This is a genomic window from Caballeronia sp. AZ7_KS35 (genome assembly GCF_023631045.1).
GTDB lineage: Bacteria > Pseudomonadota > Gammaproteobacteria > Burkholderiales > Burkholderiaceae > Caballeronia > Caballeronia zhejiangensis.
The window spans coordinates 260,488-274,907 of the sequence record NZ_JALQDV010000032.1; the positions used below are offsets into that span (position 1 = coordinate 260,488).

Here is a 14,420-nt window from a genome sequence, read left to right on the forward strand (position 1 = left end):
GTGAACGCGCGCGTCCTGCTTCTTCGCGCATTCGCGATGCATCGCGAAGGCCGTGGACGCGTGCGCCCTATCGAAACGTGAGAACGAACATGGAACGCATCGACGAATTCCTGCGAAAACATCGCATCACCGAAGTTGAAGCGATCATTCCCGACATGGCCGGCACCGCGCGCGGCAAGATCATTCCGCGCAGCAAGTTCGAATCGGGCGAAGCGATGCGCCTGCCGCAAGCCGTGATGATCCAGACCGTGACGGGCGACTATCCCGTCGATGGCAGCTTCACCGGCGTCACCGATCCCGACATGGTCTGCGTGCCCGATCCCGCGACGATCCGCCTGATTCCGTGGGCCACCGATCCGACCGCGCAAGTCATCCACGATTGCGTGCATTTCGACGGCACGCCTGTCGCCATTTCGCCGCGTCGCGTGCTGCGCGAAGTGCTTCATAAATTCGCCGCCAAGGGCTGGCGGCCTGTCGTCGCGCCCGAACTCGAGTTCTTTCTCGTCGATATGAATCGCGATCCCGATCTGCCATTGCAACCGCCGGTGGGCAGAACCGGGCGCGCGGAAACGGGGCGTCAGGCGTACTCGATCGATGCCGTCAACGAGTTCGATCCGCTTTTCGAAGACATCTATGAATACTGCGAGATGCAGGAGCTCGAAGTGGATACGCTGATTCACGAAGTGGGCGCGGCGCAGATGGAAATCAACTTTCTGCATGGCGATCCGCTCAATCTCGCGGACCGCGTGTTTCTTTTCAAGCGCACGGTGCGCGAGGCCGCGCTGCGCCACAAGATGTACGCGACCTTCATGGCGAAGCCGATGGAAAACGAACCCGGTTCGGCGATGCATGTGCATCAGAGCCTCGTCGATGACGAGACCGGCCGCAATCTCTTCACCAATCGCGAAGGCGAACCGACGGGACTCTTCTATAGCTACATCGCGGGCTTGCAGAAATACACGCCCGCGCTCATGCCGATCTTCGCGCCGTATATCAACTCTTATCGCAGGCTATCGCGCTTCATGGCCGCGCCGATCAACGTGCAATGGGGCTATGACAACCGCACCGTCGGCTTTCGCGTGCCGCACTCGTCGCCGCAGGCACGACGCATCGAGAATCGCATTCCGGGCGTCGATTGCAATCCGTATCTCGCGATTGCCGCCACGCTCGCCGCGGGTTATCTCGGCATGACGCAACATCTCGAACCGACCGAACCGCTCGCGAGCGATGGTTATCGCCAGCCTTATCAATTGCCGCGCAATCTCGACGAAGGCCTCACGCTGATGGGCGCTTGCGAGCCGCTTGCCGAAATGTTCGGCGAGAAGTTCGTGCGCGCCTATCTCGCGCTGAAGGAAACCGAATACGAAGCGTTCTTCCGCGTGATCAGTTCGTGGGAACGCAAGCATCTGCTATTGCACGTTTGAAGGAGCCGACAACATGAACGATCGAATCGATTCGACGGCGCATTACCGCGCGCTCGACGCCGCGCATCATCTGCATCCGTTCTCCGATATGGGCGCGCTCAATCGCGCGGGCAGCCGCGTGATCGTGAAGGCCTCAGGCGTGTATCTGTGGGATTCGGAGGGAACGCGCATCATCGACGGCATGGCGGGCTTGTGGTGCGTGAACGTCGGCTATGGACGCCGCGAACTCGCCGATGCCGCACTGAAACAGATGCAGGAACTGCCTTACTACAACACCTTCTTCAAGACGACGCATCCGCCGATCATCGAGTTATCGGCGATGCTTGCCGATGTCGCGCCCGCGAAGTTCAATCGCTTTCTTTATTGCAACAGCGGATCGGAGGCCAACGATACGGCGCTGCGCGCCGTGCATCGCTATTGGGCCGTGCAAGGACAAACGAAAAAACGCTATGTCATCGCGCGAGCGAATGCGTATCACGGCTCGACGATCGCGGGCGCAACGCTCGGCGGCATGAGCTATATGCACGAGCAGATGCCATCGAAGATGGAGCATGTCGCGCATATCGACCAGCCTTACTGGTTCGGTGAAGGCGGCGCGATGAACGAAGAGGAATTCGGCATTGCGCGTGCGCGTCAGCTCGAAGATATGATCGTCGAACTCGGCGCGGAGAACGTCGCCGCTTTTATCGGCGAGCCGTTTCAGGGCGCGGGCGGCGTGATCTTTCCGCCATCGACTTATTGGCCGGAGATCGCGCGCATCTGCCGCAAGCATGACGTGCTCTTGATCGCCGATGAAGTGATCGGCGGCTTCGGCCGCACAGGCGAGTGGTTCGCGCACGAGCACTTCGGCTTCGAGCCGGATGTCATCACGATCGCAAAAGGTCTTACGAGCGGCTATGTGCCGATGGGCGCCGTCGCGCTATCGGATCGCATCGCGAATGCAATCGTGAATGGCGGCGAATTCAATCACGGCTTCACGTATTCGGGGCATCCGGTCGCGGCGGCAGTGGCCGTGGCTAACCTCAAGTTGCTGCGAGACGAAGGCATCGTCGCGCGCGTAAAGCACGATGCGGGGCCGTACTTTCAAAAGCGATTGCGCGAAGCGTTAAGCGATCATGCGATCGTCGGTGAAATTGCGGGCACGGGGCTCGTCGCCGGCATTCAGCTTGCCGAAGATCGCGCGACGAAAAAGCGCTTTGCCAATGGCGACGATATCGGCACCATATGCCGCGACTTCTGTTTCGCGGGCAATCTCGTGATGCGCGCGAGTCACGATCGCATGTTGCTTTCGCCGCCGCTCGTCGTCACGCATGACGAGATCGACGAAATCGTCGATAAAGCTCGCGCCGCCATCGATGCGACCGCGCGCGCGATCACGCACGCCGCGTAGCGAAGTATTCCGCCGCCATGTGCCTAAACGCCGTGACGGCGGGATTGTCTTGATCGGCACGCCACGCCATGCTCATTTCGGCCTGAACGGCGTTGCCCGCAATTTCCCTGAACTCGACACTGTCGTAATGAAACCGTTGCGACGATGCGGGCAGAATCGATACGCCCAGCCCTGCACGCACGAGCGAAAGAATGGTCGGCGTCTGATCGATGTATTGCGCGAAGTGCGGCTTCACTTCATCGGCGACGAGCATGCTCATGATGCGGTCGTAGAAGTATTTGCCGTGCGTGGGCGAATGCATGATGAAGGGCTGCTCGTGCAACTGCGTGAGTTCGAGCCGGTCGAAACGGCACAGCGCGTGTCCCGCAGGCAATGCGACGATCATCGGCTCGCGGTCGACGAGAAGAAACTCCACTTTCTGCCGCGAAGGCAGCGGCCGCATGAAGCCGAGATCGATCGCGTTTGCCTCGAAGGCTTCGATCTGCGCGACGGAAATCATCTCGAGCAGCACGACGTCGATATCGGGCAGATCGCGCTTCGCAGCGACGAGCAGTTCGGGTATCAGCTCATAGCCCGCCGCGCCCGTGAAGCCAATGCGTACGCGCCCCGTCTTGCCCTTGCTCGCGCGCCTCACGGTGCTTTCGGCTTGCTCGGAAAGATTGAGCAGGCGCGTTGCATCGGCGAGAAACACGCGCCCTTCGGTCGTCAGCTTGACCGTGCGCCCGACGCGCTCGAACAGCTTCACGCCGAGGTTTTCTTCGAGCAGATGAATCTGTCTGGAAAGCGGCGGCTGCGTCATGTTGAGCAGCGCGGCCGCGCGCCTGAAGTTCAGTTCCGTCGCGGCCGCAACGAAGCAACGTACTTGTCCGAGATCGAGCATTCGTAATCGACGTTGAGGTGATGGCCGATCATTATATGTTCGCCCCGGACGCGTTCATGCGCGTGCGTCAGGTCGTGAGGCTGCCTTCGGGGCGCTGTCCCGCAAGAGCCTGAGCGAGACTCGCGAGCACCATCTCGCCCATCGCCGTGCGCGATTCGACCGTTGCGCTCGCGCGATGCGCCTGCAGCACGACGCGATCCATGCCGAACAATTCGGCCGGCACATTCGGCTCATCGACGAAAACATCCAGTCCCGCGCCCGCGATCACGCCACGCGACAGCGCTTCGACGAGATCGCTTTCCTCGACGAGCTTGCCGCGCGCGATGTTGATGAGATAACCGTCCTTGCCCAACGCATCGAGCACGGCCGCATTAACGATGCCCTTCGCTTTATCGGCTGCAGCGGCGAGCACGAGAATGTCGCTTTCGCGCGCAAGCGACAGCAGATCGGGCACGAAGCGATAGTCGATATCGTCCATCGCGCGTACATCGGTATAAGCGATCGGACAACCGAACGCGGCGGCGCGTAGCGCAATCGCGCGGCCCACCTTGCCGAGGCCCACGATGCCCACGCGCTTGCCGCTGAATCGGCGCGACAACGGAATCGCGCTCGGGCTCGGGTTGTTCACCCACTTGCCGGTCTTCACGAAATCGTTGCCGGGGCAGATCTCGCGCAGCGTGGTCAGGATGAGACCGATGGCGAGATCGGCAACATCTTCGGTCAACGCGCCGAACGTACCCGTCACCGGCAACCCGCGCGAGCGCGCGAATTCGAGGTCGACGGCATCGGTGCCGACGCCGTTCACCGCGATCACCTGCAATGCAGGCAAGCGTTCGATGAGATCGTTGGCGATGCCCGTATGTCCGCCGGTAATCACGCCGCGAATCGAAGCGCCGTGTTCGCGGATATACGCGTCCTTGTCTTCCTGCTCGAACAGCCGATGCATCGTATAAAGCGCATTCAGCTTTTCATTGATGGCCGGTACGAGGATGGGATTGAGTTGCAGAATGCTCGGCTTCAATTCGCGTGCTCCATGGTGTTCGTTGCGATGTGGAGCGGATCATGTCTGCTTTCGGCGATAACGTCCAATCCCAAAACGCTATCAATTGATCCACGAATCGACGCATTGCATGCCGCGCTTCGATCGATTCAATCCGGGAATCAGGTAATAGCAATAAAAGATTGGACGCTCTTGTCCACGCTCCCCACAATTCGAAGCATCGGAAGGCACATCGACAATAAAGCCTTGCACATAACATCGGAGACAACAGCGCAATGAACAACGCTGACGGCATCGTCGCTTCCTCGAAAGCGGAACCTGTTGCGGAGAGACACACGAAACACCGCTGGGTCGTGATGGGACTGATCTTCTGCATCTGGGCGATCGCGTGCGCGGATCGCGCCAACTTCGGCATCGCGCTGCCGTATCTGAAGAGGGAATATCACATCACCAATACCGAGGCCGGTCTCATCGTGAGCCTGTTCTCCTTCGCTTATGGCTTCGTGCAGATTCCCGTCGGCCTCCTCTACAAGCGACTCAGCGAAAAGACCACCGGCCTGCTGTTTTCCGTCTTCATGATTCTCACGTCGGTATTCACCGGATTGATGGGCACGACATCGTCGGTGTTTCTGCTGATGGCGTATCGCGTGGGTCTCGGCTTGTCGGAAGGACCGCTCGGCATCGGCTGCACCAACGTCATCAACCGATGGTTCCCCGCAAGGGAAAAAGGCACGGCCACCGGCCTGTGGATCGCCGCATCGAAGCTCGGGCCGCTGATCGTGCCGTCGGTGTGCATCGTCGTGATCCAGTTGTGGGGATGGCGCGAGATCTTCTATGTGTTCGCGGTGCCGGGCATTCTGCTCGCCGTCGTATGGATGTTCTTCGTGACGAACTCGCCCAGCGAGAATCGCTTCTGCTCGCCCGCCGAGCGCCGCTACATCGCCGATGAAACGACCGTCGGCAGCAACGGCGGCAAGTCGCTGTCGCGCGCGCGCATGACGCCGATGCCCCGGCTCGACGCTATCAATCGCACGAAGCGCGTGCCGCAGCTCGAAACGATTCGCCAGGTCTTCGGCTCGTGGAATATCTTCGGCATCGCGCTGGGCTATGGCTGCATGATCGGCATCACAACATCTTCATCTCGTGGATTCCCACTTATCTCGTGACAGTGAAGGGCTTCGCTTCGGTGAAGATGGGCTTCCTTGCATCGGCGCCTTTCATCGGCGCGGTGACGGGCAACATGCTCGGCGGCATCATCTCCGATCGTCTGCTTGGCGGACGCCGCAAACCGATGATGATGCTCGGCGCGCTCGGCACGATGCTGATGACCTTCCTGCTGATCGATGCGCCCGACAGCGTCGCCTATCTCGGCGCGGCGCTGATGCTCGCGGGCCTGATGCTCGGCATCGGCTTCGCAGGCTACTCCGCGTATCCGATGGGTCTCGCAACCAAGGCCACCTATCCGACGGCGTTCGGCATCGTGAACTCGGTCGGACAAATCGGCGGCGCCTGCGCTCCGCTCGCGGTCGGCCTGCTGCTCGACAGCTATAACTGGACCGCGGTCTTCCTGTACATGGTCGGGACCGCGACGCTGTGCCTGCTCTTGTTGCTCAGCGTGGTCGAACCGATAACCGACTCATCGGAACCGGCGAAATGAAATTCAGTTGATTCGATGATGCTTCGCGCCGCTCCTCGCGGCGCAATTTCTTTCAAAGACCGCTCTCGACCATATCGAGAAGCCGCTCGGCAAGCGGTTCGATCTGCGTGCGCTTCAGCCCCTGCAAAGGGCCTTCGATCAGCAAGAGCGCGAAGCCGTGCACCGCGCTCCATGCTAGATATTCCGCTTCGGGCCGGCGTTTCGCTTCGAGCGCGCCCGCCTCGACCATGTCGTCCAGCGCGCGGCTCAGCAACTCGAACGGATCGAGACCGCCCGGCCCCGCGCCATAGGTTTCCTCGTGTTCCGTCCATTCCGTTTGCGGCGCCGCGAACGCCGTGCGAAACAATCCCGCTTCCTTTTGCGCAAAACGAAGATATCCCGTGCCGATGGCGCGCAAACCCGCGCGCGCCGCATCGGCACGGCGGCGCTTCTTCGGGCGCGACGCGAGTTCCTCTTCCATTGCTTGCGCGACGAATGACAGCGCCGCCGAGCGTACCGCCGATAGCAATTCCTGACGGCTCCCGAAGTGACGATAGGCCGCGTTCGGCACGACGCCCGCCCGGCGCGTGGCTTCCCGCAAGACGATCGCGTCGGGGCCGCCTTCGCGCGCGAGTTCGATTCCCGCATCGATCAGCGCGCGTCGCAAATCGCCATGTCGATAGGTGCTGCGCGGCTTGCCATTTGTCATTTTGATTCGTGTGACTTCGATTATGTGGACACTGTTCATTATCTCTGCTACTTTTTGTGGACGGTGTACACAACACAAAAAATAGTTCTGCATCGGTGTTTGCCGTTGCATTGTCACGACGCGGCGGCATCGTATGCGAAAGGAGGTTCGCATGGCGAATACAAATGATCGTACGGATCCGCATGACGATATCGCGCGCATCCGCGAAATGATCGAGGCGTGGCGGCAGGCAGTGCTGGCGAAAGACGTCGATACGCTCGTCAGCCACTACGCGCCGGATGTCGTCGTGTTCGACGTCGTGCCGCCCGCGTCGATCAGGGGCATCGAGCACTATCGCGAGAACTGGCGGCGCTGGTTCGACAGCATGAAAGCCCCGCTCTCATTCGAAATGCGGGAAGTGGAAGTCGCCGCGAGCGGCGATCTGGCTTACGCGCACTCCGTCAACCGCGTCGCCGTGGGCGAACAGGAGGACATCGTGCGCGCGACCGTGTGCTTCAGAAAGATCGATGGCGACTGGCGTGTCGTGCACGAGCACGCATCGGTGCCGCTCATGATGGATATGGACCCTGACGAAACGTCATAACTCAAGGAGCAGTCATGCAAGTGCAACCCTATCTGTTTTTCGAAGGCCGCTGCGAGGAAGCGATCACGTTCTATCGCGAGAACCTGGGCGCGCAAGTCGTCATGATGATGCGCTTCAGCGAAAACCCCGACGCCGGCAAGGCCGAAGCCGCGAGCGGTTGCGGCGTGCCGTCGGGATCGGAAAACAAGATCATGCATGCGGCATTCACCATCGGCGATTCAATGGTGATGGGCTCCGACGGCATGTGCAGCGGCAACACCGAGTTCAAGGGCGTATCGCTTTCGCTCACGGCCGATGACGAACAGCAGGCGGAAAAATACTTCAACGCGCTATCGAACGGCGGCCAGGTGCAGATGCCGATGACGCAAACCTTCTTCGCCAAGCGCTTCGGCATGGTGACGGACAAATTCGGCGTCAACTGGATGGTGCTCGGCGGCGTCGAAGGTCAGCCGCAATAAGCATGCGACGACCGTCCGGCTGGAACGCGGCTTGCGCGCCTTTCATCGCATCAATTCGAAAGGAGGCGCACCATGAGCAACTACGCCGGACGTTCTCAGGAAGACCGTATCGCGCAACGCAAGGGCAACAAGCAGACAGCGCAGGAACAGCCGGGCGGGAACATGGCCGAACCCGGCACGGAGCCCAACAAGGACCATAGCAGCGGCGTGCTGACGGAAGAAGGCAAGCAGGTGTGGCGCACGGGTTCGGGCATCGACGGTGGGGGAAAGACCTGACATCCGTATCGGCCTTCTGAAACGTGAAACAATGGCGGGGTGCCAAAAATATCGCATGTACTATTTGCACCTTGACTCATAGGAGCTTTCGATGAGCGCCCCGCGCAAAAACAATCTTTCAGGTTCGGACATGCCTGCTGATGGAGCCGATCGTCCGACCCGCGAGGAAGCCGAAGCCGCTGTCCGTGTTCTGTTGCGCTGGGCGGGCGACGATCCGCGCCGCGAAGGCCTGCTCGATACACCGGGCCGCGTCGTGCGCGCATATGAAGAGTTTTTTGCGGGCTATACGCAGAATCCGCATGACATCCTCGCTCGCACGTTCTCGGAAGTGCAAGGCTATGACGAAATGATCGTCCTGAAGGACATTCGTTTCGAGAGCTATTGCGAGCACCACATGGTGCCGATCATCGGCCGCGCGCATGTCGCTTATCTGCCGAACAAACGCGTCGTCGGCATTTCGAAGCTCGCGCGTCTCGTCGACGCCTTCGCGAAGCGTCTGCAGATTCAGGAGAAGATGACCGCGCAGATCGCCGATACGCTGAACGAAGTGCTGCAGCCGCTCGGCGTCGGTGTCATTCTGGAAGCCGCGCATCAATGCATGTCGACGCGAGGCGTGCACAAGGCGGGCGTGTCGATGGTCACCTCGCGCATGCTCGGCTCATTCCGCGACGATCCGTCGACGCGTCGCGAGTTTCTTGCCATCGTCGGCAATCAGAACGCGTTCAGCGTGTCGAATACGTAAGGCCGCCGCAAGCAAAGCGCACGCGCGAACGCAAACGCAAACAAACAAAAAGGGCCTCGCGGCCCTTTTTTCATGCGCCGAATCCGTTGCCCGGCGTGCCCGGTCCCGAACCTTCGCGAATCTTGCCCTGCGATACGTTGCTGCCCGGCGGCACGCTATGCGTGAGCCACACATTGCCGCCGATGACCGAGCCTTTGCCGATGGTCACGCGGCCGAGAATCGTCGCGCCCGCGTAGATGACGACATCGTCCTCCACGATCGGATGCCGTGCGTTGCCTTTGACGAGCGCGCCATCGCTCGTCGAAGGAAAGCTCTTCGCGCCGAGCGTCACGGCTTGATAGACGCGCACATGCTGGCCGATCACCGCCGTCTCGCCGATCACGACGCCCGTGCCGTGATCGATGAAAAAGCTCGGCCCGATGGTCGCGCCCGGGTGAATGTCGATGCCCGTCAGCGAATGCGCGATCTCGTTGATGAAGCGCGCGAGCAAGGGCACGCCGAGCTTGTGCAACGCATGCGCGAGACGATGATGCGTCATCGCCCAGACGCCCGGATAACACAGCAGAATCTCGGTGATGTGCTGCGCCGCCGGATCGCCGGTGAAAGCAGCTTGTATGTCGCTCACGAGCAGCGCGCGGATATGCGGCAACTGCGCGCCGAACTCGCGCGCGATCGCGAAGGCTTGCGCCGAGAGATCGGCTTCGCTCGTATCGCGATGTTCGGGCAGGAAGCGCAGCGCGCGGCGAATCTGTTCGCGCAACAGACGCAAGTTGGTTTCGAGCGTTTGCCCGACATAGTAGTCGACGCTTTCGTCGGTCAGATCGGGCGCGCCGTAATGCGTGGGAAAGAGCGCCGAGCGCAGGCCGTTGACGATCCCGACGATGGCCTCGCGTGAAGGCAGTTCACGTATGCCGAGCGGATGCCGCGTGCGATGAAGCTCTTCGCGCGACTGGCGCAAGTCCGCGACGATGCGGGCGAGGCCCCATTCCTGAGGCGTGTCGAGCGCGGTGTCGCGGGATGTTTCGAGCGGCGGTACTGCGCCGAACGTGGGCATGTTCTGCATGTCGGGCAAGAAGCGAGGGACGGATTAAACGACAAGCGTAACCGGTTTTGCGAAAGCCTGCCGTCCGGCCGATCGCGCACCCGCGTCCCCGATGCTCGCGCGGAACATCGCTCAGGCTGTGACGTTGCTTGCGTCGATCCAGCGCACGGCCCAGTCGCGCGCGTGCGCGATGGCTTCGCCTTCGTTGCGGAATCGCAGCTCCGAAGGAAAGAATCGGTTCGCGACGAGCTCGCCATCGCTCGATCGCGAGATCACCACGTACGGCTGGTAGCTGCCATCTCCGGCCCGGGCGGGCGCGCAGTTTAGAAGGTAGCCTCGATGTGAAAAGGCTGCATCGTGTTGCATGAGTCACCTGTGTGAAAGTGCCCTGCTCGTTCGAATCGCATTGCTCTTTTTCGACGGCAAGGTAACGCGCCCTCCTGATTGCTCGAGTTTCGCGTATTGCGCTTTGCCGCCGACAGGTTCCAAATAATACTTGCAGGAAATCGGCTTGGGGTCGAAAAAGGGCTGAAATTTTAAGTATCTCCGAAGGCGCTCTCCGGCAAGGCTCGCGGTTCCGTCGCCAAATATCCGGAACGAGTCTTGCGTGAGGGCTTGGTCAATTCAGGTCCAACTGCAACGGAGCAATGCGATGAACAACGCTGAATCAAACGATCCGCAGAACAAGCAGAAGGAGCAGGTCGCCGACAGTCCGATCAAGACGCCCGGCGCGGAAACCGCTCACGTGAAGATGAGCGATGCGAACAAGGCCGCAGCGGGCGGCGAAGCGCACGCGGGCGCGGGCGCCGGTGCGAAGACGGAGACGACGAAGGCAGGCATGCATATCGGCCCGCAAGGTCTCTATGAGAAGCCGCCGCGCGGCGTCGATGTCGCCAACGACGACGGACTCGACGACACCGTCGATGCCGACGCGAAGAGCATTCATGCGCGACGCGAAGCGGAAATGCTCGCGCGCGAGCCGGATTCCGTCATCACTTCGAATGCGACGACCGTGAACTTTGTACCCGAACCGGGCGATGGTCTCGGCGGCTTCGACAGCCGTCCCGGCCGCAATGGCGTGTTGCTTGCGCTGGAGCGGGGCTATCGCCTGATCGATCGCGGCATGGTCGCGCCGACGGTGCCCGAGGTCGAAGACAAGGTGCGTTTCGAAGGACGCGACCCGCACGGCCACACCTTGCGCGGACGCAAGCACTACGCGCTGAATCATCTGCGTCCGTCGCGGCTCTTCGAGCTCGAACGGAAATGAGCACGACCGCCGTCGCGCATAAGCAAAGAGCCGCATGGACTATGCGGCTCTTTTTACTTGCGTGGGCTTCGCGCGTTACTTTTTTTCTTCCTTCTCGTCATCGGTTTCGATGCGCGTCACGCCGCCCGTTGCAGGCGGATCGCTCGCGGGGAACGTGTCTTCGACTGCCTTGTCGAGATCTTCGTCGTCACGTTCCGAATGCGGATTCTGTTCCTTCAGATTGCCCATCGTCTGCTCCTTTGCTCGTTGCTAATCGACGTAATGCGAAGCAACGCGCGTTCCTTGAGCGTGGCACGGCGTATGCTCAGGGACACGGCGAACGAAGCGCCGCAGCGCAACATACATCGCCGGCGCACGAGAGTCGATAAAGGGGAAACCACATGACGACCCACGCATACGACGGTTACACGCAAGAGACCGAAGAGACCACGCAACTTGAACCGGCTACGCGCCACGCCGTTACGCCCGAGCAGCGCTTTACATCGGCGATCGCGTGTCTCGGCGCGGCCTGGGCGCTGTCATGGGCCGAGTTCGCATTGACGCTCGCCATCGGGCTTCCAGGCGATGCGTCGAGCCATCCGCTCGCCGCGATGGTCGCGTCGCGGGTGCTCGTCGGCCTGCTCTATGTGTGCGTTGCATCACGCCTGCAATGGGCGCGCTGGCTGACCGTCGTGCTCGGATTCGTGTCCGTCGCCCTCGTCGCGCCGACCCTTGCGCTGCAATGGCATATCTTTCCGGCGGCCGCGTTCGTCTGCGGCGTCGGACTCGTCTGCAAGTTCGCGGCGTCGCTCTATCTTCTTTCGCCGATGCCAGGACGCCTCGCGACGCACTAGCCATTCGAAACTCGCGGTTTGCAATCCTTGAAGCGGACGCGGCTTTTTCGCGCGTCCGTCCGCTCGCACAATGCATGACCACCTTCAACGTCATCCATGCGAGCCCGATCATGAAAATCGCTGTCATTGGTGCAACCGGCACGGTCGGCCAGGCGGTCGTCGCCGAATTGAAAGCCCGTCACGAAGTCATCGAAATCGGTGCGACGCGCGGGGCGCATCGCGTCGATCTGCTCGATCTCGACAGCATCAGAAAGCTCTTCGAAACCATCGGCAAAGTGGATGCGATCGTCGCGACCGCCGGTCATGTGCACTTCGGCCCGCTCGTGAAGATGACGCCGGAGCAATTCCGTCTCGGTCTCAACGACAAGCTGATGGGCCAGGTCAATCTCGTGCTCACCGCGCGCGATTACCTGAACGACGGCGGCTCGTTCACGTTGACGAGCGGCATCGTCGGCGCGGAGCCGATTCGCGAGGGCGCGAGCGCGGCGGCGGTCAACGGCGCGATCGAAGGCTTCGTGCGCGGCGCGGCGATCGAACTGCCCCGCGGCCTGCGCATCAACGTCGTGAGTCCGACGATGCTCGAAGAGGCGCGCGAAAGCTTCGGCCCGTATTTTCGCGGTTTCGAGGCCGCGAGCGGCGCGCGCGTGGCGCTGGCGTACAGCCGCAGTGTCGAGGGCGCGGAGACGGGGCGCATCTATACCGTCCACTGACACTTGCGCGCGCGAAGTGTGCATGGAGCGCGACGCATCGATCGCTTATGCTCGGCGCTTCGAAAAACTCATGGAGCGCGCGATGCAATGGACCCGGGACGGCTATCGGCTGAGCACGGACATCGACGAATTCGACTTCGATGTCGTGCATCGCTATTTGAGCGAAGTGGCGTACTGGTCGCCGGGCATCGCGCGAGAAAAGGTCGAGCGCGCCGCGCGTCATTCGCTCGCGTTCGGGCTCTTTCACGGCAACGCGCAGATCGGCTATGCGCGCATGATTACCGACACGACGACATTCGCCTATCTCGCGGATGTGTTCGTGCTGCCCGAGCATCAAGGCGCGGGCCTCGGCACATGGATGATCCAATGCGTGATGGCGCATCCCGATCTTCAGGGACTGCGCCGCATGATGCTCGTCACGTCCGACGCGCACGGGCTCTACGCGCGCTTCGGCTTCGCGGCGAGCCAGCATCCCGAGCGCATCATGGAGAAGATCGGCAAGGCTTAACCGCCCTTCACGCCCTGCGTGTTGACGTAAAGCGCATAGAGCCCGTGACTCGCCGCCATGAACAACCGGTTGCGATGCCGTCCGCCGAAACACACGTTCGCGCAACGCTCGGGCAAGTCGATGTGGCCGATCGCTTCGCCTTGCGGCGTGAAGACGCGCACGCCGTCGAGTTCGGCGTCGCCCATGCCCCAGCCGCACCACAGGTTGCCGTGAATATCGACGCGAAAGCCATCGGGGGTGCCGGGGCCCGCATCGATGAGCGGGCGCGCCTCGCCTAGCCTGCGACCGCCGTCGAGCACGTCGAACGCGTAAATCTTGCGCGGCGTCGCGCGCGATTCCACCACATACAGCACCGATTCGTCCGGCGAGAACGCGAGACCGTTCGGGCCCACGAAGGCGTCGATCATCATCGTGATTTCGCCGCTCTGGCCATCGACGCGATAGACGCAGGGCTTCAGTTGCGCCTCGTTCTTTTCGCCTTCGTAGAAACCGTCGATGCCGAAGGTCGGATCGGTGAACCAGATCGAGCCGTCCGACTTCACGACGACATCGTTCGGCGAATTGAGCGGCTTGCCGGCGTAGCGATCGGCGATGACGGTGATCGATCCGTCGTATTCGGTGCGCGTCACGCGCCGCGTCAGATGCTCGCAGCTTACGAGCCGGCCTTCGCGATCGCGCGTGTTGCCGTTCGCGTTGTTCGACGGCTTGCGAAACACGCCGACTTCGCCGCTCTCTTCGTCCCAGCGCAGGATGCGATTATTCGGGATGTCGCTCCAGAGCAGATAGCGGCCGTCGCCGAACCAGACCGGCCCCTCGGACCAGCGCGCGCCCTGATACAGACATTCCACCGACGCCGATGCGATGCGCAGTGCATTGAAACGCGGGTCCAGCACGCGCACGGCGGGGTCGGGATAGCGGCGGTCGGGGTGGGTCATCTTTCTTGTCTCCGGTTGGGGGTTGTC

At 61.5% G+C, this 14,420-nt stretch carries 17 protein-coding genes and 1 pseudogene; 11 read left to right on the plus strand and 7 right to left on the minus strand.

Annotation, left to right across the window (positions count from 1 at the left end):
• Positions 1-89: 89 nt before the first annotated feature.
• Positions 90-1,424, plus strand: a complete 1,335-nt coding sequence (locus NCT05_RS20980) for a glutamine synthetase family protein (RefSeq protein WP_008352904.1) — start codon at positions 90-92, stop codon at positions 1,422-1,424.
• Positions 1,425-1,437: 13 nt separating this feature from the next.
• On the plus strand, positions 1,438-2,814 hold the full coding sequence (locus NCT05_RS20985) for an aspartate aminotransferase family protein (RefSeq protein WP_250458013.1): 1,377 nt from the start codon (positions 1,438-1,440) through the stop codon (positions 2,812-2,814).
• Here NCT05_RS20985 and NCT05_RS20990 read toward each other — a convergent pair.
• On the minus strand, positions 2,798-3,694 hold the full coding sequence (locus NCT05_RS20990) for a LysR substrate-binding domain-containing protein (RefSeq protein WP_250503093.1): 897 nt from the start codon (positions 3,692-3,694) through the stop codon (positions 2,798-2,800). The two genes, NCT05_RS20985 and NCT05_RS20990, sit on opposite strands and share 17 nt — an antisense overlap.
• 67 nt (positions 3,695-3,761) lie before the next feature.
• The gene (locus NCT05_RS20995; protein WP_008352899.1) at positions 3,762-4,715 is read right to left on the minus strand and encodes a 2-hydroxyacid dehydrogenase; all 954 of its coding nucleotides are present in this window, start codon (positions 4,713-4,715) and stop codon (positions 3,762-3,764) included.
• 254 nt (positions 4,716-4,969) lie between these two features.
• Between NCT05_RS20995 and NCT05_RS21000 the strand changes: the two are divergent.
• Positions 4,970-6,351 (plus strand): annotated as a pseudogene (locus NCT05_RS21000) (MFS transporter).
• 52 nt (positions 6,352-6,403) lie between these two features.
• Here NCT05_RS21000 and NCT05_RS21005 read toward each other — a convergent pair.
• Complete coding sequence (locus NCT05_RS21005; protein WP_175979518.1) at positions 6,404-7,039, minus strand: TetR/AcrR family transcriptional regulator; 636 nt, start codon at positions 7,037-7,039, stop codon at positions 6,404-6,406.
• A gap of 151 nt (positions 7,040-7,190) precedes the next feature.
• Here NCT05_RS21005 and NCT05_RS21010 point away from each other — a divergent pair, with 151 nt between their 5' ends.
• The 4 genes from NCT05_RS21010 (at position 7,191) to folE (ending at position 9,098) form a co-directional block, all read left to right on the plus strand.
• On the plus strand, positions 7,191-7,622 hold the full coding sequence (locus tag NCT05_RS21010; protein WP_008352894.1) for a YybH family protein: 432 nt from the start codon (positions 7,191-7,193) through the stop codon (positions 7,620-7,622).
• Positions 7,623-7,636: 14 nt separating this feature from the next.
• Positions 7,637-8,080, plus strand: a complete 444-nt coding sequence (locus NCT05_RS21015; protein WP_008352892.1) for a VOC family protein — start codon at positions 7,637-7,639, stop codon at positions 8,078-8,080.
• 72 nt (positions 8,081-8,152) lie between these two features.
• Positions 8,153-8,356: a hypothetical protein gene (locus NCT05_RS21020; RefSeq protein WP_008352891.1), complete on the plus strand. Its 204-nt coding sequence runs from the start codon at positions 8,153-8,155 to the stop codon at positions 8,354-8,356.
• A gap of 91 nt (positions 8,357-8,447) precedes the next feature.
• Positions 8,448-9,098, plus strand: a complete 651-nt coding sequence (gene folE / locus NCT05_RS21025; protein WP_008352890.1) for a GTP cyclohydrolase I FolE — start codon at positions 8,448-8,450, stop codon at positions 9,096-9,098.
• 70 nt (positions 9,099-9,168) lie between these two features.
• Here the strand turns inward: folE and epsC are convergent, their stop codons facing one another.
• Together epsC and NCT05_RS21035 are read right to left on the minus strand one after the other, a co-directional pair.
• Positions 9,169-10,161, minus strand: a complete 993-nt coding sequence (epsC, locus tag NCT05_RS21030; RefSeq protein ID WP_239294389.1) for a serine O-acetyltransferase EpsC — start codon at positions 10,159-10,161, stop codon at positions 9,169-9,171.
• 111 nt (positions 10,162-10,272) lie between these two features.
• On the minus strand, positions 10,273-10,506 hold the full coding sequence (locus NCT05_RS21035; protein WP_008352888.1) for a hypothetical protein: 234 nt from the start codon (positions 10,504-10,506) through the stop codon (positions 10,273-10,275).
• A gap of 286 nt (positions 10,507-10,792) precedes the next feature.
• On the opposite strand from NCT05_RS21035, the gene NCT05_RS21040 reads away from it, so the two are divergent.
• Positions 10,793-11,407 (plus strand): DUF3005 domain-containing protein, encoded by a 615-nt coding sequence (locus tag NCT05_RS21040; RefSeq protein ID WP_250503094.1) that lies wholly within the window; start codon positions 10,793-10,795, stop codon positions 11,405-11,407.
• A 75-nt stretch (positions 11,408-11,482) separates the two neighbouring features.
• On the opposite strand, the gene NCT05_RS21045 is transcribed toward NCT05_RS21040, so the two are convergent.
• The gene (locus tag NCT05_RS21045; protein ID WP_008352886.1) at positions 11,483-11,635 is read right to left on the minus strand and encodes a hypothetical protein; all 153 of its coding nucleotides are present in this window, start codon (positions 11,633-11,635) and stop codon (positions 11,483-11,485) included.
• A 152-nt stretch (positions 11,636-11,787) separates the two neighbouring features.
• Between NCT05_RS21045 and NCT05_RS21050 the strand changes: the two genes are divergently transcribed.
• From NCT05_RS21050 to NCT05_RS21060, 3 genes are all read left to right on the plus strand, one after another.
• Positions 11,788-12,240, plus strand: a complete 453-nt coding sequence (locus tag NCT05_RS21050; protein ID WP_175979520.1) for a hypothetical protein — start codon at positions 11,788-11,790, stop codon at positions 12,238-12,240.
• A gap of 107 nt (positions 12,241-12,347) precedes the next feature.
• Entirely contained in the window at positions 12,348-12,950 is a 603-nt protein-coding gene (locus NCT05_RS21055) for a short chain dehydrogenase (protein ID WP_175979582.1), read from the plus strand.
• A gap of 82 nt (positions 12,951-13,032) precedes the next feature.
• Positions 13,033-13,458, plus strand: a complete 426-nt coding sequence (locus NCT05_RS21060) for a GNAT family N-acetyltransferase (RefSeq protein WP_034473104.1) — start codon at positions 13,033-13,035, stop codon at positions 13,456-13,458.
• Here the strand turns inward: NCT05_RS21060 and NCT05_RS21065 are convergent.
• The gene (locus NCT05_RS21065; protein WP_250440726.1) at positions 13,455-14,393 is read right to left on the minus strand and encodes an SMP-30/gluconolactonase/LRE family protein; all 939 of its coding nucleotides are present in this window, start codon (positions 14,391-14,393) and stop codon (positions 13,455-13,457) included. The two genes, NCT05_RS21060 and NCT05_RS21065, sit on opposite strands and share 4 nt — an antisense overlap.
• Between the last annotated feature and the right edge of the window lie 27 nt (positions 14,394-14,420).